The organism is Microcoleus sp. PH2017_24_DOB_U_A (assembly GCF_020738205.1).
Taxonomy (GTDB): domain Bacteria; phylum Cyanobacteriota; class Cyanobacteriia; order Cyanobacteriales; family Microcoleaceae; genus Microcoleus.
This window is the reverse complement of record NZ_JAEQCT010000039.1, coordinates 1-20267: the sequence shown is the minus strand read 5'-3', so window position 1 is coordinate 20267 and position 20267 is coordinate 1. Positions and strand designations below refer to the sequence as shown.

At 45.2% G+C, this 20267-nt stretch carries 16 protein-coding genes and 1 pseudogene; 2 read left to right on the top strand and 15 right to left on the bottom strand.

Annotated elements, in window-relative coordinates:
- Positions 1–149: 149 nt before the first annotated feature.
- A complete protein-coding gene (locus JGK07_RS11370; protein ID WP_293224592.1) occupies positions 150–3470 on the bottom strand; it encodes a PAS domain S-box protein in 3321 nt (1106 codons plus the stop codon).
- Positions 3471–3650: 180 nt separating this feature from the next.
- Between JGK07_RS11370 and tnpB the strand changes: the two genes are divergently transcribed.
- Positions 3651–4826: an IS200/IS605 family element RNA-guided endonuclease TnpB gene (gene tnpB / locus JGK07_RS11365; protein WP_293197034.1), complete on the top strand. Its 1176-nt coding sequence runs from the start codon at positions 3651–3653 to the stop codon at positions 4824–4826.
- A gap of 264 nt (positions 4827–5090) precedes the next feature.
- Here tnpB and JGK07_RS11360 read toward each other — a convergent pair whose 3' ends face one another.
- From JGK07_RS11360 to JGK07_RS11345, 4 genes are all read right to left on the bottom strand, one after another.
- Positions 5091–8210: an SMC family ATPase gene (locus JGK07_RS11360; RefSeq protein ID WP_293190955.1), complete on the bottom strand. Its 3120-nt coding sequence runs from the start codon at positions 8208–8210 to the stop codon at positions 5091–5093.
- A 65-nt stretch (positions 8211–8275) separates the two neighbouring features.
- Positions 8276–8617 (bottom strand): type II toxin-antitoxin system PemK/MazF family toxin, encoded by a 342-nt coding sequence (locus JGK07_RS11355; RefSeq protein ID WP_293212749.1) that lies wholly within the window; start codon positions 8615–8617, stop codon positions 8276–8278.
- Entirely contained in the window at positions 8610–8951 is a 342-nt protein-coding gene (locus JGK07_RS11350) for a hypothetical protein (RefSeq protein WP_293212751.1), read from the bottom strand. Before JGK07_RS11350 ends, JGK07_RS11355 begins: the two co-directional genes overlap by 8 nt.
- A 372-nt stretch (positions 8952–9323) precedes the next feature.
- Positions 9324–9719: a type II toxin-antitoxin system VapC family toxin gene (locus JGK07_RS11345; protein ID WP_293212753.1), complete on the bottom strand. Its 396-nt coding sequence runs from the start codon at positions 9717–9719 to the stop codon at positions 9324–9326.
- A gap of 488 nt (positions 9720–10207) precedes the next feature.
- On the opposite strand from JGK07_RS11345, the gene JGK07_RS11340 reads away from it, so the two are divergent.
- A complete protein-coding gene (locus tag JGK07_RS11340) occupies positions 10208–10474 on the top strand; it encodes a nucleotide disphospho-sugar-binding domain-containing protein (protein ID WP_363319680.1) in 267 nt (88 codons plus the stop codon).
- A 30-nt stretch (positions 10475–10504) separates the two neighbouring features.
- On the opposite strand, the gene JGK07_RS11335 is transcribed toward JGK07_RS11340, so the two are convergent.
- The 10 genes and pseudogenes from JGK07_RS11335 to JGK07_RS11290 form a co-directional block, all read right to left on the bottom strand.
- A complete protein-coding gene (locus tag JGK07_RS11335; protein ID WP_293212757.1) occupies positions 10505–12547 on the bottom strand; it encodes an amylo-alpha-1,6-glucosidase in 2043 nt (680 codons plus the stop codon).
- A 125-nt stretch (positions 12548–12672) separates the two neighbouring features.
- On the bottom strand, positions 12673–12798 hold the full coding sequence (locus JGK07_RS11330; protein WP_293212759.1) for a hypothetical protein: 126 nt from the start codon (positions 12796–12798) through the stop codon (positions 12673–12675).
- Positions 12799–12854: 56 nt separating this feature from the next.
- Positions 12855–14417, bottom strand: a complete 1563-nt coding sequence (locus tag JGK07_RS11325) for a GMC family oxidoreductase (RefSeq protein ID WP_293224598.1) — start codon at positions 14415–14417, stop codon at positions 12855–12857.
- Between the two features lie 11 nt (positions 14418–14428).
- The gene (locus JGK07_RS11320) at positions 14429–15235 is read right to left on the bottom strand and encodes a glucose 1-dehydrogenase (protein ID WP_293241870.1); all 807 of its coding nucleotides are present in this window, start codon (positions 15233–15235) and stop codon (positions 14429–14431) included.
- A 5-nt stretch (positions 15236–15240) separates the two neighbouring features.
- Positions 15241–16023: an aquaporin gene (locus tag JGK07_RS11315; RefSeq protein WP_293241873.1), complete on the bottom strand. Its 783-nt coding sequence runs from the start codon at positions 16021–16023 to the stop codon at positions 15241–15243.
- Between the two features lie 28 nt (positions 16024–16051).
- Entirely contained in the window at positions 16052–16555 is a 504-nt protein-coding gene (msrB, locus tag JGK07_RS11310; RefSeq protein ID WP_325315842.1) for a peptide-methionine (R)-S-oxide reductase MsrB, read from the bottom strand.
- Between the two features lie 9 nt (positions 16556–16564).
- Positions 16565–17932 (bottom strand): 2Fe-2S iron-sulfur cluster-binding protein, encoded by a 1368-nt coding sequence (locus JGK07_RS11305; protein ID WP_293241876.1) that lies wholly within the window; start codon positions 17930–17932, stop codon positions 16565–16567.
- 283 nt (positions 17933–18215) lie between these two features.
- Positions 18216–18593 carry a hypothetical protein gene (locus JGK07_RS11300; RefSeq protein ID WP_293197029.1) on the bottom strand — a complete coding sequence of 126 codons (378 nt, stop codon included), beginning with the start codon at positions 18591–18593 and terminating at the stop codon, positions 18216–18218.
- Positions 18594–18652: 59 nt separating this feature from the next.
- Positions 18653–19390, bottom strand: coding sequence for a DUF4079 domain-containing protein (locus JGK07_RS11295; RefSeq protein ID WP_293180524.1), 738 nt, complete (start codon positions 19388–19390; stop codon positions 18653–18655).
- Positions 19391–19799: 409 nt separating this feature from the next.
- Positions 19800–20267: pseudogene (locus JGK07_RS11290) on the bottom strand (IS1 family transposase); the annotation flags it as partial.

The window sequence follows — 20267 nt, the reverse complement described above, 5'->3', positions numbered from 1 at the left end:
TACGTTTTATCTAAATTTCCATCCTTTACCAGAAAGAATTGGTTGAAAGCCCGCCCGCCGGAGCGGGAGAAATTAAAATCAGAGTATTCATTACTCCAATCCTCGGACTTAAGGGTAGAGGTCGCTCTCAAACTGTCAACTGTCAATTGTCAACTGTCAACTGTTGAAACCGGAATTTCAATCCAGAATTCTGCTCCTTGTCCGGGCGCTGAGATGCACCGCAGACTTCCCTTATGTTTTTCTACCACAATCTGATGGCTGATGGACAATCCCAAACCTGTTCCAGACCCAACCGGTTTCGTGGTAAAAAAGGGGTCAAACAGGCGCTTGCTAACGTCTTCGGTCATTCCAGGGCCGCTGTCGGCGATGCAAATGACCACGCGATCGCACTCGCCGACATTGCTTTTACTATTGTTCAACCCAGCTTTTTTCATTTCAGTACGAATCACGATCGTCCGGGGTTGTTTGCGGTTTTCCACAGCGTCAATTGCATTGCTGATAATATTAAAAAACACCTGATTTAACTGCCCCGCACAACAGTAAATTTTCGATATAGTTCCGTAGTCTTTAATGATTTCAATTCGTTTTTCTTGAGTGTCGTGGTGCAATCGATGCTGCACAATTAACAGCGTACTCTCAATTCCTTCATGAAGATCTGCTAACTTTATTTCTGATTGATCTAATCGCGCAAAATTCCGCAGCGACAATACAATATCACTAATTCTTTCTACTCCTACTTTCATAGAATTTAGCATTTTTGGCAAGTCTTCCTTGAGGAAATCAAACTCTATTTGCTTCAGTGTTTCGGTAATTTGCTGAGCAGGAGACGGGTAATAGTGCTGGTAGAGATTCAAAAGTTCTATTAAGTCGTTAAAATAGATGTTGGTGTGAGAAATATTGCCGTTAATAAAATTTGCAGGATTGTTGATTTCATGGGCGATACCAGCCACCATCTGCCCGAGGCTAGACATTTTTTCTGATTGAATTAATTGGATTTGAGTATGTTGGAGTTGTTCGTAGGCTTCTTGCAATTGAGTTGCTTGTTTTCTCAATTGAGATTCCGAAGCTTGGAGTGCTGCTGCGGAAATTTTGCGGTTAGTAATATTTTCAATCATCCCTAAGTTGTAAATAGCTTTTCCTTCCCCGTCTCGGATCAAAGTAGCTGTCACATTTACCCAAACAGTTTTACCTGTAGCCGAAATATGGCGAATTTCGATTTGATAGCTCGGAATTTCTCCCCGATTGAGAGCGGCAGCAGCTTCGAGATTGTTTTGACGATCTTCGGGATGCCCAATTTCTATGAATGTTGTACTCAGCAATTCTGCTGCTGTATATCCCAGCATTTCGCAGTAAGTTTTATTGACTCGCACCAACTGGCGATCGTCTAAATTGGCTAAATAGATACCGATGGGTGCATCTTCAAATATTTTGCGAAATAGTTCCTCGCTGGCCCGGACTTTAGCTTCAAGTGAAAGCCGATCGGTGATGTCTTCCAAAGTACATAAAATGCCGACGACATTGCCGTAATTGTCATGCAAAGGTATTTTATTTGCATCCATCCAGCGCTGGGTGCCGTCGGCTTGCATTTGAGGTTCAATAATGTGATATTCAGCGGTATTTTTTGCCATGATCCGGCAATCGCAATCTCGGAAAAATTGTGTTTCTTCTGGCTTCCAGGGCATATCGTAGTCCGTGAGACCGGTGATTTCAGTGGGATGATTTAAACCTGCGATTGTGGCAAAGTTTTTGTTACCTCCCAAGTAAACTGAATCTAGATCTTTCCAGGCGATTAACTGAGGGATGTTGTCGATCACCAACCACAGCATTTTTTTGGATTTTTGCAAAGCTTCTGTGCGTTCTAGGACGCGCTTTTCTAGTTCTTGATTGGCTTGTTCCAGGGCAACTTTTGACTCGCTGAGGGCGATTTCTGCTACCTTGCGATCGCTAATATCGATTGTCACCCCTTCCCAAAGTATCTCGCCGCCCGGTTGCAGTTCGGGGCGAGCAATGGCGCGAATCCATTTCAGTTTTCCCGATCGCGTAACGATCCGCCCTTCATATTTCCAAGGTTGTAAATTTTTTCCGCAAATTGTGAGTGACTCTTGCATCGGTTGTAGGTCTTCTGAATGCACCAACGACCACATTAAATTTGAGTTTTTTTGAACTTTTTCTGGAGTTAATTCATAGAGTTCCCAACAGCCGGGACTGACATAAATGAATTCATTGGTACCGTCGAGATGCTGCAAGTATTGATAAATCATTCCCGGCAGGTTGCCGGCCATTTTTTGGAATCGGGCTTCGCTTTGTCGCAGTGCTGATTCGGCAAGTTTGCGATCGCTAATGTCGATCAACAAACCATCCCAAATAATGTCACCTTTTTCGCTCAGTTCGGGTCTGGAAGCCCCGCTAACCCACTTGATGCGATCGCCAGGTAACACTAATCTGCCTTCCCACCGCCAAGGATCTAAAGTTTTAGCTGAGATGGCCAGAGTTTCGTGGAAGTTTTGTGCATCCTCTGGGTGAATCATTTCGATCGCAGGAATAGCTGACTTTTGCAGCACCTCTGGTTCTAATTCGTAGAGTTCGCGACAGCCAGAACTGATGTAGGGGAATGACACAGCGCCGTCGGCTGCTAGCTGAAATTGATAAATCATTCCCGGAACGTTGGCGGCTAGTTTTTGCAACCTCGCTTCGCTTTGGCGGAGTGCGGTTTCTGCTTCTACGCGATCGGTAATATCATAAAATGACGATAAAATTGATGCTTCGCCCTTAAAATTAATCGCTCGCATCGACATCTTTGCCCAAAAGCAACTGCCATTTGCTTTCTTGAGGCAGATTTGATCGCTGTCGCTAAAGCCGTGTTTTTTGACTGATTCTAGCAATTGATGGCGATCGCCCGCATTAGCATAAAAGTCGATCTTTTTGCTAGCGATCAGCTTGTCTGAACTCAAACCGAAAGTTTCTCCGAGGGCAGAATTTGCGTACAAAATTGCGCTGTCTGAACGGCGCGTAATGATCGTAGGAATGGGAGTCGCAGTAGCGATCGCCCGCAATCTTTCTTCGCTTTCTTGCAGGGCTGTTTCGGCTGCGACTCTTTGGGTAATATCGTTCTGAACTCCGATAAAATGAGTGAGGTTTCCGTCGCCATCGAGGACGGGGGAAACAGTTAATTCGTTCCAAAAAGGTGTTTTATCCTTGCGGTAATTCTTGAGAATTACCTTAACTTCTGTTCCCGATCGCAAACTGCTGCGGAGTCTGTCTAATTCGGCGCGATCGGTATCCGGGCCTTGCAAAAACCGGCAGTTGCGTCCAATGACTTCTTCCCGGGTGTAGCCAGTCAGTTTCTCAAAAGCAGGATTGCAATATATAATAGGTCTGTCGAGCCTGCCAGCATCTGCGATCAGGATGCTGTTGCTCGACGCTGCGATCGCCCTTTCTAGGAGAGACAGGTGGAAAGAGTCTGTTGTCATCGGTGGCAATACACACACTCCGAGGGAGCGGACATGAAAATAAAAATTTATCGATAGCTTGACACATTCTTATTTTATCAAATTTTATCAAAAAAATGGGTCTAAAAACCCGTCTTTTAAGACTGATTTGCATTTAGGCTGTCCTGTGTTACCATAGTTAAGACTGGTTTGGTAAACAAAATGTTAAAAGCCTTCAAGTACAGAATCTATCCGACAAGTGAGCAATCAGTTTTGCTTGCCAAGTCGTTTGGATGTACTAGATGGTTCTATAACTATGCCCTCAACTTAACGTCTGAAACTTACAAGCAAACGGGGAAGGGGTTAAGCAGAAATGAAATAATCAAACTTCTACCCTCCCTGAAGAAAGAGTATGAGTGGTTGGCTGAAGCACCATCACAAGTCCTTCAGCAAGCTGCTTTAAATCTTTCTAGTGCTTTCCTGAACTTCTTCGAGGGTAGGGCTAAATATCCCAACTTCAAAAAGAAACAAAATAGACAGTCTATTAGATTTCCTCAAGGTTGTGAATTAAAAGATGATACATTGAAACTGCCTAAGATTGGTGATGTTCGTTGTAAAGTATCACGACAACCAGAGGGGACTCTAAAGTCGGTTACGGTTTCAGTTAATCCATCGGGGGAATACTTGGCGGCCTGCCTCTATGATAACGGCAAAGACTTACCTGAGAAATCAACAGAAGGAAAAGCCATTGGCATAGATGTGGGACTAACTCACTATGCTGTTACATCCGATGGAACCAAACATGGGAATCCCAAATACTATCGAAAGTATGAAAAGAAATTAGCGAAGAGACAAAAGCAATTAAGTCATAAGCTTAAAGGGTCTGGCAACCGCAACAAAGCTAGGGTTAAAGTTGCCAAAGTTCACGCGAAGATAGTTCGGTGTCGCGAAGATTTTTTACACAAACTAAGTCGTAAATTAGTTGACGAAAACCAAGTCATAGTAGTCGAGAATCTAGCAGTTGGAAACATGGTCAAAAACCACAAACTAGCTAAATCTATTAGTGATGCTGGTTGGGGACAATTCTGCACCATGTTGAAGTACAAAGCCCAGTGGGCAGGAAAAACCTATGTCGAAGTAGATAGGTTTTATCCCAGTTCTAAGACTTGTAATAAGTGTTTAAGTCGCGTGGATAGCTTGAGTTTGGATGTTCGTAGTTGGCAATGTCCTAAATGTGGAGAAAACCATGATAGAGATATTAATGCTGCTAAGAATATTTTATATGAAGGTTTACGAATTTTGACGGCAGGGCATACCGTTACTGCTTCGGGAGGGAGAGTAAGACCAAGTAAAGGCACTGCTTTTACAAGGCATCTCCCTGTGAACGAAGAATCCTAGCCCTTTAGGGGGGAGTGTCAATTTATTATCTTATTGTAATTTAGCTTTTTCCACCAAGCCTACAGAAAAAAAGCCGATAAACAAATAATATCGGGCAATTTCAACGGCTATCTCATTTTCGAGTTCTGATTTAAGATTTTCTCTCGCCGATGACTTATATTCTCAGGGTGGGGAGCAGATCTACAGCAGTTGCATTCTTTTTTGAAACTGGTATTATCTGCGATCGCCAATCAAAAATCGAAAATCGAAAATCGAATAATCAATCTAGATTGACAAGGCAAGGCTAGAACCCTGAGCAGTTTTGGTGACTTCTATCCTGGCTTGAAAAGCTTCTTTGAGGTGCGGCATATGGGTAACGGTGAGGATGCAGGCGAAGTCAGAGGCGATCGCATTAATGGCAGCAATTAGGCGATCGCACCCTTCCGCATCCTGAGTCCCAAACCCCTCATCAATAATCAACATTTGCAAAGCCGTACCCGCCCGCTGAGACAGCAATCTCGCCAGCGCCAGCCGAATCGCAAAATTAATCCGAAAAGCTTCGCCACCCGAGTAAGTTTCATAGGGACGAGTACCGCGAGCATCAGCAATGAGAATGTCTAAAGTGTCAATCAATTTAGTTGCTTTTTTAGAAGCAGCCGCCCGCTGAGTAATAAATTGTACGTGCAACTGATTCGCGCTCAATCTCGACAATATCTGATTGGTTTCAGCTTCCAGTTGAGGCAAAACATTTTCAATCATCAAAGCTTGAATCCCGTTCTTGCCAAAGGCTTGACCCAACTCTTGATAAACTTTGTATTGGCGTTTAGCAACCTGCATTTGCTCTTTTTGAGCGACTAACTGAACTTGCAAATCTTCTAGATTTTGCTGCTGTTGTTGGAGGCGTCCGAGACTTCCCAAATGTTGGTCTAGCTGCTGGCGGCGGCGGCCCATTTGTTGTTCGATCGCACTTATTTGAGCAGTCGGATCGGGATGTTCTTGCAACTGCTGGTTCATCGCTGAACTTTGAGCGGTGACAGCTTGCAAATCACGATCGCGCACGGCGATCGAACTGGCGATTTCATTAACCCGCTGCTGCACTTGCGGGAATTGCTGAGTTGCCGATCGCAATTTTTCAGCACGGGCGATCCAAAACTGCGTTTTACGCATTTCGCTACGGACGTGTTCGTGCTGTTCCAAGTTATAGCCAACTTCCGCGATATATCTATTTAAAGACAGAATTTGCTGCTGAATTTCCGAGCTATTTTTTTGCTGTTCAAACTGTTGCTGTACGGCGGCTAATTGAGTTTGCAAATCCGGGCGGCGGCTGTTAATTTTATTAAGTTTCTGCTGAGCGTCTTTGATTTGAGCTTGCTTAATTTCCGCCCAGCGCAAACGCTTTTCATCGCTGCGGGCGAGGGAGTGGCTGCGATCGCTATAATTGAGCTGTTGCAGTTGCTGTTCAATTTGCTGAAGTTCCCTCAAATCATCAGATCCATACTCGCCAGTACGCAACAACCGCTCGATTTGGGCAGCATCTTGACGCATACTTTGCAGTCGAGTTTCATCTTGGCCCAGGCCATCCAATTGAGCTTGCAAATGGCTGCGGCGTTCCCGCAATTCTTGGTAAGGCGCTAATTCCTGTTCTAGTTCGCGGTATTCGTGTCTGAGGACTTGAATTTCGCGCTCGGAAACTGCCAACTGTTCGCGGACAACCCACAGTTGATTCCAGATTTCTTGCTGTTGGGAGTGGTGCTTGGTGACTACCAAATTCCAGTAGTGTTCGTCTAAAGGTCGATCGCACAAAGGACAGGCGCCAAAACCCGAATCGCGCACAATTAAAGGCGAATTCGCTTCCTGAGTTTCCCCAAACTGGGCAGCTTTACCTTCCCCCGCGCTAGTTTCTGCTTCATTTTTCCGCAACAGTTGGAGTTTTTGGTCAATTTCCGCGAGTCGGGTTTGATAGTCGCGGCTTTTAGCTTGCAGATTTTCTAGAAAGCTGTGCCTTTCTTGGCCTTTTTCGCGGACTCGTTCCTGATAAACTCGCTTGTTTTCCAACTGGACAATTTGATGGGCGATGGCCGAGATTTCCTGCTGCAATTTCGGCTGTCGCTGCTGTTGCTGAACTTGCACCTGTCGGTTGATTTCGGCTAAGCGGGCGGTTAAACCGGCATGGGCGCGATCGAGCTTAGTTTGCGCCTGCTGCTGCTGTTGGAGTAGCGGCGAAACTTGCAGTTGCAGTTGTTCTAGTTCGTTAAGGCGCGATCGGGCTGCTTGCAACTGTGCGAGTCCTTTGTCAACCTCCGGCTGCTGCTTGAGAACATCTAGAACATCTTTTTCATCTTGTTCTAAGACATCTAATTGAGCTTGCAACTGCTGAATTTTGTTTTGCAAAAGGCTCAATTCTTGCCGTTGCTGTTCTTGCAAGTTTTGGCGCTGATTTTGCGCTTGTTGGTGAGCTTTGAATTTTCCAGCCTGCGTCTCTTCTGTGGATTGTAAACTCTGAAAATAGGCAATTCCTGCTGTTATCTCATTTTCTTGGGCGAGCAGGGCTTGCAGCTCGTGTTGCTGCCGCTTGGCGGCTGCGAGTTCTTGCTGCAAGCGGCGGCATTCTTGAGAGATATTATAGTGTTGTTGCTGGTGGCCGGCGAGGAGTTTTTGCCAAGTTTGGCGGTTGTGGTGCTGGAGTTGCAGTTGCTGCAAATGTGCTGTGTCGGCTTGCTGCTGCGAAGAGAGCAAATCGGTTGCTTGCTGCAATTGAATTTGTTCGGATGCGATCGCTTCTTTTTGTTGCAGTTGCTCTTGGGTTGTCTGCAAGCCGTGTTTTAGGACTTCGACTTTGGCTTTAAAATCTCTGGCTTTTTCCTTGGCTTGTTCGGATAAAGTGTCGTATCGATCGAGTTTGAGGAGGTTGGCTAAAACTTGCTTGCGCTCGATCGGCTTTTTGAGCATAAACTCATCAGCACGCCCCTGCCGCAAATAAGCCGAGTTAATAAAAGTATCGTAATCTAGCTTGATATGTTCGAGAATTTTCTGCTGAGTATTTCTCAGCCCCTTGTCAGTGAGAGTGCGAAAACTGAGTCCATCCTGAGTTTCGGCGCAATTCAAGCTAACTTGAAATTCCAAACTTCCCGATTGTCCGCGCCGGCGGTTGCGAATCACCCGGTAGATTTGGCCGCCCGTAGAGAAAGTGAAATCAACTCGGACATCAATTTCGCCGATATGGATGATATCGTCTTCTGTATCGCTGCGACAACTGCCCCAAAGCGACCAGGCGATCGCCTCTAGGAGAGAAGATTTACCAGCACCGTTAGGCCCGCAAATGCAAGCAGTGTGAAGTCCGCGAAAGTCTAAAGCAGCTTCGCGATAGCTGAGAAAATTTTTGAGTGTAAGTTGTATAGGAATCATTTAAGGCCATCGCGCCATACAATCTATTTATAAATAACACTATTTGTACGCTGTTGGCTAGTTATTCAATCCAGATCCAGCACAATTGTCAGTGTATCTGCAATTTCTTCCATAATTGTTTCCGAAAGGCTTCCGAGTTGTCGGACAAATCTTTGTTGGGAAACGGAACGGACTTGAAAAGTGTCGGCGGCTGAGAGTTTAGCCAAGCCATTTTCGCTACTTGGTTCTAGTCGAACCATCCAATTTCTCTCTGTATATCGTTCTTTCCAGTCAGTGATGGGGACAATCACTTCAAGCAGCAAAATTCCCACAGTTTCATCGCTAACAATTACTACCGGACGAGTTTTGCCGATTTCTGCGCCAACAGTAGGCTCAAGTGCAACCAGCCAGATTTCACCTCTACGCATTAGTCTTGACCCCAGCGTTTAGGTATTCTTCCTCGGATTCAAAATATGGTTCGCTGTCTGGCGACCACAAATCATGTAAAGCACCTCCCGGCATATAATCCTTGACTGCTGCTTCTGCTGCGGCTCTGAGTCTCAGCTTTCTCTCAGCTTTGCGCTGGGCTTTTTGTTCTATGTCGTCGCGCATCATCCGCGAAGCTGTTTCGATGATTTCTAGGCGTTCTTCTGCTGTCAGATTTTTGAGTGCTGCTAAGATTTCTGTTTTGGTCACGGTTTTTTTGGGTGGTGGGTAAGAAAGTGCGATCCAACCATCATTATATCTTTGAGGAAAATCCATATCGGCGATCGCAGTTCAATTTTGGGTGCATCTGGTTTTTGAAGCCTGAAGAAGCATGACCGCATATAAGTTATTAGTTATAATCCCATATTGATTGCGGTCATGCTTCGCCCCTACGGATATAATTCCCAAATTGAGATACACCCAAAATTTTGCACCTCATCCTGGGAATTTCGGTGTTCTCCAAATTGCTTTTTCTTGTACGGGCGATCGACTTTACCAGAAAAAATTGGTTTAAAGCCCCAAGCCCGATCGCCCTTGAGAAATTAAAAGAAGACTATTCATTACTCCAATCCTCTTCCTTCTAGGTAGAGGTCGCTGTCAATTGTCAATTGTCAACTGTCAACTGAATGAAGGATAGTTGTTGGGATTTTAAACGATCAAATCCTCACTTGTTGCTGCTGCATTTAACTCCCCATCAGCAGATACAAAAGTCATCGCCGGCAAACTGTTAGCTGTGCAGAGGTTATTTATGCTACAGCCTGTTGCTAGCTGCACAGCATCATAGCCTCGCAATCCGTAGGTTTCAGCTAATGCCATTGCAGAGTTAATAATACTTTCGGTGAATTCTACAACTTGATAGTCAGATTGCAAATCACTCCTGAACTGATTGCACGCTGCTGTAGCATCTGTCGCATTGATACTTCTGCCACGCGACCTTCTCGTAATTGCAGCAACAATTTCCACACTGGTAATTCCAGCAATCAATATATCGTTGTTAAGTGCAGGATCGAACAAATTCAAATGCTCTGGGAGTAAGTCGAGCATTTACTCTTTCAAAGTAATCTTATAAATACTAAATTTTACGCCCGAAAGGTACTGCGCGATCGATTTGGCTCTTATTTCGTGAGTCCTCGCCGGACGACGAGCGAACTCGTGTGTTATTTCTTGTGGCCACGGCAAGGAGTAAGGAAGGCTAAAGGATCGAAGTCTAGATTGTAGGCGGCCCCATCCGCGAATCGGTTACATCCCCACGGCTCTTATCACGGGGGATGCAAGCTCGTTTTTCGTTAACAGACTTGCGTCAAGATTACTTGCACAAATTTATATCAATGCCACGAAAAGAAATCCTTTCGGCAAACTCCCAAATGCCGAAACCTTAGAGCAACTGGGATTAATAGTTGTGCAAGAAAACGCGCCGCTAGACACCAAATTTACCAACCCAAAAAATTCTAGGGAAACTCCCAGAAATGATGGCACTTTAGAAATTCCGTTATCCAGCTTAAAAACTACTATTTTGGAAAAAATCAAACAGTCTGCCAATCTCACAGAGCGATCGTACTCCGCTGCCAGAAAACCTGCGATTGGCGCAATTTATCCCTTTCTATCATCTGATGCCTTATGTGGATGTGATGGTCACAAATGGCGGATTTGGCGGTGTACAAATTGCTTTATCACATGGAGTTCCTCTCGTTGTAGCAGGTGCAACAGAGGAGAAACCGGAAATTGCGGCGCGGGTGGCATGGGGTAGCGTCGGCATCAATTTGAAAACGGGAAGACCAGCAGCTAATTACAGCTTATAAGACTGGACATCAAAGAGAAATTTACAACAATTATTTATAATCCTTGATCGATACCCAAGCCCGTAATACTTCAGCAACAGTCCAAGCTTGCGCGATACAACCCCGTGGAGTCATCGGCGCATCGCCATCGAAGATTTCGCTACAAGTGCCCAAACCGTGGGCTGTCAAATGATGTGCGATCGGTTCTAAAAATTGTCTAGCCTGAGTAGGATTTTTATACACCTGCAAATGTGCCAACACAAACGAACCTAGCAGCCAGCCCCAAGTCGTGCCCTGATGGTAGGCTCCATCGCGTTGTAACTGGCTTCCGCCGTAGTGTCCTTGATATTGGGAATGGTTGGGATCCAGAGATCGCAAGCCGTAAGAGGTTAATAACGATCGTCCGCAAGTATCGACAATTCCACGTTGTAGATCGAGTGTCAAGAGCGGTACATAGCCCTTCGCGCCCATTCCTGGTAACGATACGGCAAAGATTTGATTCGGACGTAAAGACGCATCATCGCCATCGGGACTGTCGAGGACATCGTAGCAATAACCCAGAGCGGGATTCCAGAACCTCGAAAATTTTGCTAAAGTCCGATCGGCGAGTGCTTCATATTCTTTATACGGTTTGCCAAGCTGACGGGCAAACTGAGCAATCGATCGCAAGGCACAATACCACAGCGCATTAATTTCGATCGGTTTACCAATACGCGGGGTGACTACCCAATCGTCTACTTTGGCATCCATCCACGTCAATTGCACGCCCGATTCACCAGCGTACAGCAACCCATCGCTAGGATCGAGGTGAATATTGTAGCGAGTGCCGCGACAGTGCCAATCGATAATCTCTGCCAGTACGGGAAAAAGTTCGGATAATAAGTCATCGTCGGCGGTGGTATCGTAATAACTGCGAATCGCCTCAAAGTACCAGAGCGTGGCATCGACAGTATTGTATTCCGGCACGTCACCCGCATCAGGAAAACGATTTGGCAACATGCCGCGATCCATATATTTAGCAAAAGTCCGTAGAATCGATCGAGCAATTTCCGCTCTTCCCGTTGCGATCGTCAATCCAGGCAGACTAATCATCGTATCGCGTCCCCAATCGCCAAACCAGTGATAACCCGCAATGATGGTTTTACCATTGGGTACGTCGGGCACCGGACGCTCTACAATAAACTGGTCGGCTGCTAATACGAGTCTATCGATCCAAGCCGGACGATCTGGTTTAGAAGTGGGGGTTGCGGGTCGATCTAGTTTCCAGGTATTGAGGAGTTTGTGCTGGCGATCGCGTTCTAATTTGAGTGCTGCTGTCCCATCTAGATTGGGCTGTGGGTCGGTACTAGCGACAAAAACGATCGATTCGCCCGGATTGAGGCTAACTGCGAAGGTGGCGGCGTGGAGGTGGTCTTCGCGATCGCTCAAACCGCGATATCGTTCGATCGCTAGATCGAAATCATAGTGCCAATTATGGGCGGGGGTGGCATTCGCGAGATCGCTTAATAAGTATAGCGGTTGAGCACCAGCATTGGCAGTAATACAAATGCTGCGATGCTCTGCCAGAGCCACTTTGCGAACGCATGGCTCGACGCTCATTTCCCAGCCAGTGCTGTGGGTATCACCATGATAATCGCGATAATTCACCAAGGCTTTGAGCGTTAACTGTAGCGGTTGAGTGGCGCGGCTCAATGTATAGCGAACATAGGTAGTATTGGCTCCCCACTGCATCCAGATCCGTTTCTCTAACAGAGCATCACCGCAAGCAAATCTCCAAGTGGGGATAGTACCTTCGAGGGCAAAACTTTCGATGTGACGATAGCCATGCGGCTCAATGCTGCCATTTGCCCAACGATTGGTATGGATGTCGTAGGTGAGATCGCCATATATTGCCACCTCATCCAACTTGGCAAGCAACAAGGTTCTACCCAAGGGTGGATTTAACGCCGCAACTAGCAAACCATGATAGCGTCGAGTCAACAGTCCAGCTACCGTACCAGAAGCATAACCCCCAATCCCATTGGTTAGTAACCATTCTCGCGTTTGAGCATTATTTAGATCGCCACAGATTTCTCGCCCAAATTCGATATTCATTTTGCGATTCACTCAACTAGATTGTGGATGTGGCAATGGCTAATAGCATCCGATATTTTAGATTCTATTACCCATTACTTGCGACCTAATTTCGACAACAACTCATAAGTTAGCAACTCGATCGATTAGTGTTGTCGGCTGAATAATTGCAGATTTACAGCACTAATATAATTAGCATCGGCTTGAGTTTCGGGAGCTAGTTGTTTTAATTCGATGTCCATTGCGATCGCGCTACGCTGTTCGGGAGGCACCCAATCTACCGAATTTGACTGAACTGCGCCTTCACTGTCAGTTACGATAAATCGGATTACTTCAACCGATCGATCAATCGATCGCCAACTCGTAAAGCATTAGCAATAATCGTCAATGTCGGATTGACAGCCGAACTGGAGGGGAAAAAGCTGCCATCGACTACATATAGATTATCCACATCGTGAGTGCGACAGTTCAAATCCAGCACTGACTTAGTGGAATCTGTCCCAAAGCGACAGGTACCGCACTGGTGTCCCACCGATGGTAACATCATCATATTGCGAGGATAGATACTAAACGGAATCGTCTGCTCTACCCGATCGACTTGTTTGAGCGTGTCAATCCAGCGTTTTGTCAATCGATCGCTGGCTGCTAAATTATTCGGCGTGTAGTCCAGATAGAGCCGATCTCCTCCGACGCGCACCCGATTTGTAGGATCGGGTAAGTCTTCAGTTTGCAGCCACCACCCGACCGTTCGATCTGCGATCGTCTTGAGTTCTGCCTCCGGTCGTAGTTTGAGGAGTGGGGCTAGGAGCGCAGGAGCTTCGGCTGGCAACATATCTGCTAGGACATTGCCCGTATTTTGAACTAAACCCATCGGATAGGGAAAGTCGGGTTCCCCCCAGTAAAAATCGCTAATACAAATGGTTTTTTGATAAACAGCAGAATTGAGTTTCGGACTCAGTTGTACCAACGCCGTACAAATGTGTTTCATCAGATTGCGTCCCACAAGATCGGAACTGTTTGCCAAGCCATGAGGATGTTTATCGTTACTCGATCTCAGTAGTAATGCCGCCGAGTTAATCGCCCCGCAAGCAACCACGATAATATTGCCTGTAAAGGTTTGCAATTCGCCGTCAATCTCTGCTTCTACTTGCGTCACTTCCCGCCCCGAAGCATTAGTGAGCAATCGAGTTACCTTGGCTTCCGTCACCAACGTCACATTATGATGATGGCGGATCGGTTCGATACAGTTGACATCAGCATCCGCCTTACCCTGCGTCAGACAGGGAAAACCGTCGCAAGTATTACAGCGAATGCAGTTACCCAAACTTCGATCGACTTCGTTGAGTTTCAATCCCAACGGTAGATTAAAAGGATGCAAACCGACAGTGGTAAACGCATCCGCCAGCTCTTGCAGCCTGGGTTCGTGACTGACGGGCGGGTAAGGATAGGGCTGAGTGCGTGCGGGTTCCGTGGGGTCGCTACCTGCTTGTCCATGCACGTCATACAGTTGCTCTGCTCGATCGTAGTAAGGAGCAAAATCGGCATAGTTGAGATCCCACGCTGGAGAAATACCATCTTGATGCGCGACGCTTTCAAAATCCCGTTCGCGCATTCGGAGTAGAGCCGCACCGTAGACTTTAGTGTTACCCCCTACGCAATAGTTCGTTGCTGGACGAAAGGCTCGATCGGATTTGTCAAACCACTGTTCTTGGGTATGATAGCGTTCTCGCTGGTAGACTTCCAAGGCACTCCAGTTTTCCTTTTCCCTAGGTAAGAATGTGCCGCGTTCGAGAATTAAGATCTTTTTACCGCTAGGAGCCAGATGATGTGCCAGCGTTCCACCGCCTGCACCAGTGCCGATAATGATAACATCGTAATGTTGGTTAAGCATGGTTTTCATCTCTATTGTTCTTGATAGTTCCACAACAAACCACCATCAACGACTACTGTCGAACCAGTGATATACCGAGCGTCATCTGAAGCTAGAAAAGCAACTACCGCCGCAATATCATCTGGTTTTCCAAATCGACCTAATGGAATATTTTTAAGCAAAGGTTGCAATTGAGCGGGGTTATTTAGTAGCTGTTGATTGATTGGCGTTTCGATCGCACCTGGAGCCACATTATTGATAGTAATACCCAATCTTCCCAGCTCTACCGCCAGATTTCGCATCATCATTTTCACGGCACCTTTACTAGCACAGTAAGTAGTGAAGTGTGGAAATGGTAATTCTTCATGAACGGAACTAATATTAATAATACTGGCGCGATTTTTGCCCGCATCGATTTGATGTTTTACGAAAGACTGTGTAGCAAAGAAAACTCCTTTGAAATTGATATTCATAACCGCATCAAAATCTTGCTCTGTTATATCCCAAAAGTCAGAATGTTTTTCAATCCCAGCATTATTAACCAAAATATCGATCGTGCCAAAATGTTCGATACTTTCAGCAACTAAACGCCGTACATCATCAACCATTCCCAAATCTGCACCGATACTATAACCCCGATCTCGATCGCAAAATCCATCAGCCATCAAGCAATTACCGCCGATCTCATTAATTGCCTTCAGCGTTTGTTCCGCGCCTTCAGGATTGGAACGATAATTGACAACAACTTTCGCGCCTTCCTGTGCCAATCGAATTGCAATACCTTGACCGATACCGCCACTACTACCAGTGACTAAAGCAACTTTTTCATTCAGTTTCATGATTTTTATTGTGAATTGATAGTTTGACAGCAAATCGGACTGATACACTCAGTAGTATGATTCGGGCAAAGCTTACTGCAAATTTGTCTCTGCACCTTCCGCTGCCCACTGCGTAAATAAATCTCTGCGGCTAATTGCATTCCCAATGGTGGTGCGATGCAATAAATCCAAAACCCATGCCATACTCCCGCAGGCAAAGCCGAAGCCAAACTGCGTGCGGGATTCATACTCATTCCCGAAAGCGGTGCTGCCAATGTGATATAAATCGCCACTAAAACACCGCAAAATAATCCCGTTAATTGAGATAGATGGGGACGATTTGACACCTGTAATACTAAAGTCATCAATCCAAACGAGAGCAGAAATTCAGCCCCAAAAGCTCCTGATTCTCCCGCCATTCCTGGAACTGTAACGATATAGTTAACAGCAGGATCTGCGATCGTTTTACCAATTAATACACCTGCTACCCAGATCCCACAGATCCCACCCAAGCATTGACACAAGATATAGAAAGTAGCATCGATAGTACGAATTTTCTTGAGCCGCCAGAAAGTCAATGTTACCGAAGGATTGAGATGTGCGCCAGAGCGTTTGCCCCAAGGAGAATAGATAATAGTAATCGCCGTCGTACCGATAATAATGCCCATTAATAAGCGACGAATCAGTGGATCGCCAATCGCTTGGTGGAGCGGCGAAGCTGGAAGTTCAAACGCGGTTGTTGCTAGAGTTGCCACAATCATAAATATTCCCAAACATAAAGCCTCGATCGCATATACCATGACATTCATGAATCGCTCCCGATAATTAACAAGCTGGTCAAGCTGCAATAAATTTCATTGCCACCCCATTCATGCAATAGCGTTTACCCGTCGGTTTGGGGCCATCTGCAAAGACATGCCCCAAATGTCCGCCACAGCGACGACAATGTACCTCAGTTCGAGTCATTGCAAAAGCTCGATCGATCGTCGTTCCAATAGCACCCTCGATCGGGGCATAAAAGCTCGGCCAACCCGTACCACTGTTATATTTAGTAGTAGAGGTAAATAGTGGCAAATTGCAGCCAGCACAGGCAAAAGTGCCGTTACCATGCTCCAAATCCAGGGGGCTACTACCCGCACGTTCGGTGCCATGCTGACGCAACACTTCAAATTGAGCTGGTGTCAAAATCTTCCGCCATTCTTGCTCTGTTTTCATAATTTCAAACTGATGATTTTCAGCTATTTTTATGGTTTTTCCTTGAACTTTGTTCGGTAAATAATCCGACAACCAAATCGAACCGATCGTCGCAATTCCAGCAGATAAAAAATAACGTTTTTTCATAGGATTAATCTACAGATCGAGAACTACCCTTGCCGTTTTGGGATGAGAAATACAGATGAGTACCGAACCTCGCTCTACAGTCGCACTTGGTTGTTCTTGATACTCCACTTCTCCTTCAGCAATCTTGCACGTACAGGTACCGCAAATCCCTGCACGACAGCTATATTCAGGTCGCAGACCATTTGCTTCGGCAAACTCTAAAATCGTCCCATCGGCAGGATTCCAAGTATGAGTTCGACCAGATTTACTGAAGACAATTTCTTTAGTATTGCTAGTTGCTGTGGTTACAGATTCACCCGCTTTTGCTGGTTTTGGCATTGCCTTGGCAAAGGATTCAAACATTACTCGCTCGTCTGCTACCCCCCACGTTCTCAATCCATTTCTAATCGCATCCATAAATGATGCCGAGCCACACAGAAAGTAATCTGCTTCAGTGGAACCACACAATTGCTGCATTTCTGGTGCCACTATATTTTGAATCAGAGCAGCATCGACATATCCACGCTGGTGATAATGTCCGATATCTGTTGCCATCGGTTGGCTATAGCAGTAGATAATATGTAAATTAGAATGACTGGCAGCGAGGGCATTAATTTCATCGCGAAAAGCATGATTTTGGCTATCTCTAGCACCATGTAAAAACCAAATGTGTCGCAATGGATTTAGTTGCATCGCCGCTTTTGCCATACTAATCATCGGCGTAATTCCCACACCATTACTAATTAAGATCGCAGGTTGGGGATGGTGAAGATTGAGTACGAATTTGCCAGCCGGAGGTTTTACCCAAATTATCGAATCTTCTTGGATGCGATCGTGCATAAAATTAGAAGCAATTCCTGGAGGTAGATCGGTACCGACTGGTGCAATTTCTCGCTTAATCGACAGGCGATAATAAAGTGGAGATTGATGATAATCGGATAGAGAATAAGTGCGGATTACTGGCTCGGCTCGCTCTGGCAAATCGAGTTTTATCGTCAGAAATTGTCCCGGCATAAAAGCCGGAATCGGCTCGTTATCTTCAGGATGTAAATAGAAAGATGTAATATTATCGCTTTCGCTTACTTTCCGCATGACGATAAATTTTCGCCAATCATGCCATCCCGAATTTAATGATTCTCGATCGCCTAAATCGTTAGACTCAACTTCATTATCTTTATTACGCTTACCCGAACTCAAACCGATCGCCGCACCGATAACAGAACTCGCTAACGAGGTGTAGACAACTAGCTTACTTGCAGATTCGGGAGTTGTCTGCTTTGGAGATTTGAGTAATTCTAAGGCAAGTCCAGCAGGAATTGTGACTAAACTGCCTAGAAAGATACCAGCAGCGATCGATCTAATAATGGGATTGGAAATTTTTTGTATATTTTCTAGCATTTTCTAATTCCTCGTTGGTATAGCTTCTTTCCAATAGAATCAAATTAATGGGCAAATATTTGACTGAATTCTATTTTGGTTATAGATATTACTTGTTGGCATCAACGATCTTCAGAGCAGGTTTATCCAAGTTTTCATGGCAGTAAATTTTGCTAAAATATAGATAGTGGGCAACAGCTCCCGCTCGTCGGAAAACCCGATGATTTTGGTTAAGATAATGCCCACCATCCAGTTCGATCGAGAGACTAAGAATACTAAATTCTAGAATCGATCGCAGAGGATATTACTTAACTTCACTGGGATTGAACCTAGCAATTTTGCCTTTTTTGACTGCCACAACCACATCGTAAACAGTACAGAGTGAAAGTGTAGTGTCATTGTTTTTGCTGTAAAGATTAACTACCATGCCCGCACCACCTGGTTGCACGCCAATTGGATTGAGATCTTTGGGATATAGTTTGCGGAGTAAGTCTCCACTACCTGGTTTACCTTTAACCGCTGTAATTTGGTCGATCTTTTCTTGCGTAGTTTCAGTTTGAGCGATCTTAACTTCTTGGGCAGATGCTTGGAGAGAATTAGGAGCGAATGATTGGAAGGGAACGGTGGCGATGGCGATCGTACCCAGAGCGATTGTTGTCAGCAGAAAAGAAGTAGCTTTCATGTTGTAAATCCTAGAATTGGGTTGTAAAAATTAGAAGTGAAGTCGAGTATAAAGATCGACTATTTTGGGATCGATGGTGCAGACTGAGGTTGTACCAGACAGGTTTGTTTGTCACATTCATATTTGTATAGCGATTCTACATAGGGCTTTTGCCAACTCAGCGGAATTTCCAACAAATCTCGCGTGCCAGTAAACCCCTGACCGATAAATAATAGTAGTGCCAAGCAGTTGAGAATGATATGGACGTTGCGCCAACGATTGCTGCGATCGCGATAAATATCTTGAATAATCGCTAATGAAAAAATCATTAACATCGCAGCAACGATCCCATAGTAATAATGGGAGACATACCATTCAGATTCGCGTCGATAGATCTCTGGTTGAGAACCGATCACTACTAAGCCCATTCCCGTTAATGTGGCAAATATGCCCAGCCAAATCTTTTCGCTCGATCGATATAAAAAGAACAGCGCTCCGCTAGTGGCGACGAACATCATCAGGATAAATACCACCCGAAATGGTTCTTTAATCCAAGCTTGTTGTTCGAGTATTTTTGAGAAGATCGGATGTGCCAGTCCAATTAAGGACAGCACTACAACCGAGCCGCTCAGCCATCGACCCAAATCTACGTGCTCTTTGCCTACAACTCCAGGAATTTGACTTTTCCCACCAGTTGCCACAGCTAGCCGTCGTTGGCGGGTTTGCCATGCCATTCTCACTACCATGCCGATGAGGGGGAAAACTACGGCAACGGCGAAAAAAGGATGCAATAGCAAGAATAGATCGTTGGCATTCATAAAAATAAATCCACAGCAGAAGATCGACTATTAACGTCAGTTAGCAGTTCGTTTTCGACTGGCGGACTGGGGAACATAGATGCTCCCAAAATCCCAACTTCTCACTCGAAAAATGCTACTAGCAACTTGGGTTATTAGTATCATCGCAATGGTTTTTTAAGCACGCCTGAAATGAACTTAATAATTTCCTGAATTTTTGGGTATAGATCTTTCAGCCGATTCTCAGCTAATTCTCAGTAACTGTCACGACACGTCAATTCACTGACATCTAACATCTAATCCTCGTCACGATCTAAGATTGCATCAGCCAGCGTCTTTGCCGCCTTACCCTGCAAGGCATCACCGTGCCGGTAGTGCCCTGAAGGAAAGGATCGACAGAATAAAACTGAATTCAAATAAAAGTAGACATTTAGAGTTGTAAATTATCATTGTAATGATGTACAAAGCGCCAAATTGCAGCAATATGATTTTCTAATTTTTTAGAGAAGGCTAAGCTCTTTCTTACCAACCCTTGATACTCGTTGTCGAATAGTACAGTTGAAGCGCTCGATATAGCTAGTAAAACCACTATCTTTATCTACACTTCGATGACGTTTGCTGGGCAATACAGAATCATAAGCACAAAGCGTGATCGGTATAAAATACTGCACATTGACGGTAAACTGGTGGCATTGAATTCCATAAAGATTGAGCCGATACTGCGCTACGATCTCCAATATGTACACCAACAATTTCCCTAGTCTGGGCATCCAATGCCAGCCAGACCCACTGCTGATTTCCTTTACTATCAACGAATGACCATAACTCATCCATCTGAACATTCAAGCGCTTTTTTTCTTTGGGAGTCACTTCCACTTGCTTCTTAACAGCAGCCGCT

What these genes read in the sequence shown, in the direction of transcription:
- JGK07_RS11370 (WP_293224592.1), bottom strand. Translation starts at nt 3,470, where the DNA reads ATGACAACAGACTCTTTCCACCTGTCTCTCCTAGAAAGGGCGATCGCA.
- tnpB (WP_293197034.1), top strand. Translation starts at nt 3,651, where the DNA reads ATGTTAAAAGCCTTCAAGTACAGAATCTATCCGACAAGTGAGCAATCA.
- JGK07_RS11360 (WP_293190955.1), bottom strand. Translation starts at nt 8,210, where the DNA reads ATGATTCCTATACAACTTACACTCAAAAATTTTCTCAGCTATCGCGAA.
- JGK07_RS11355 (WP_293212749.1), bottom strand. Translation starts at nt 8,617, where the DNA reads ATGCGTAGAGGTGAAATCTGGCTGGTTGCACTTGAGCCTACTGTTGGC.
- JGK07_RS11350 (WP_293212751.1), bottom strand. Translation starts at nt 8,951, where the DNA reads ATGGATTTTCCTCAAAGATATAATGATGGTTGGATCGCACTTTCTTAC.
- JGK07_RS11345 (WP_293212753.1), bottom strand. Translation starts at nt 9,719, where the DNA reads ATGCTCGACTTACTCCCAGAGCATTTGAATTTGTTCGATCCTGCACTT.
- JGK07_RS11335 (WP_293212757.1), bottom strand. Translation starts at nt 12,547, where the DNA reads ATGAATATCGAATTTGGGCGAGAAATCTGTGGCGATCTAAATAATGCT.
- JGK07_RS11325 (WP_293224598.1), bottom strand. Translation starts at nt 14,417, where the DNA reads ATGCTTAACCAACATTACGATGTTATCATTATCGGCACTGGTGCAGGC.
- JGK07_RS11320 (WP_293241870.1), bottom strand. Translation starts at nt 15,235, where the DNA reads ATGAAACTGAATGAAAAAGTTGCTTTAGTCACTGGTAGTAGTGGCGGT.
- JGK07_RS11315 (WP_293241873.1), bottom strand. Translation starts at nt 16,023, where the DNA reads ATGAATGTCATGGTATATGCGATCGAGGCTTTATGTTTGGGAATATTT.
- msrB (WP_325315842.1), bottom strand. Translation starts at nt 16,555, where the DNA reads ATGAAAAAACGTTATTTTTTATCTGCTGGAATTGCGACGATCGGTTCG.
- JGK07_RS11305 (WP_293241876.1), bottom strand. Translation starts at nt 17,932, where the DNA reads ATGCTAGAAAATATACAAAAAATTTCCAATCCCATTATTAGATCGATC.
- JGK07_RS11300 (WP_293197029.1), bottom strand. Translation starts at nt 18,593, where the DNA reads ATGAAAGCTACTTCTTTTCTGCTGACAACAATCGCTCTGGGTACGATC.
- JGK07_RS11295 (WP_293180524.1), bottom strand. Translation starts at nt 19,390, where the DNA reads ATGAATGCCAACGATCTATTCTTGCTATTGCATCCTTTTTTCGCCGTT.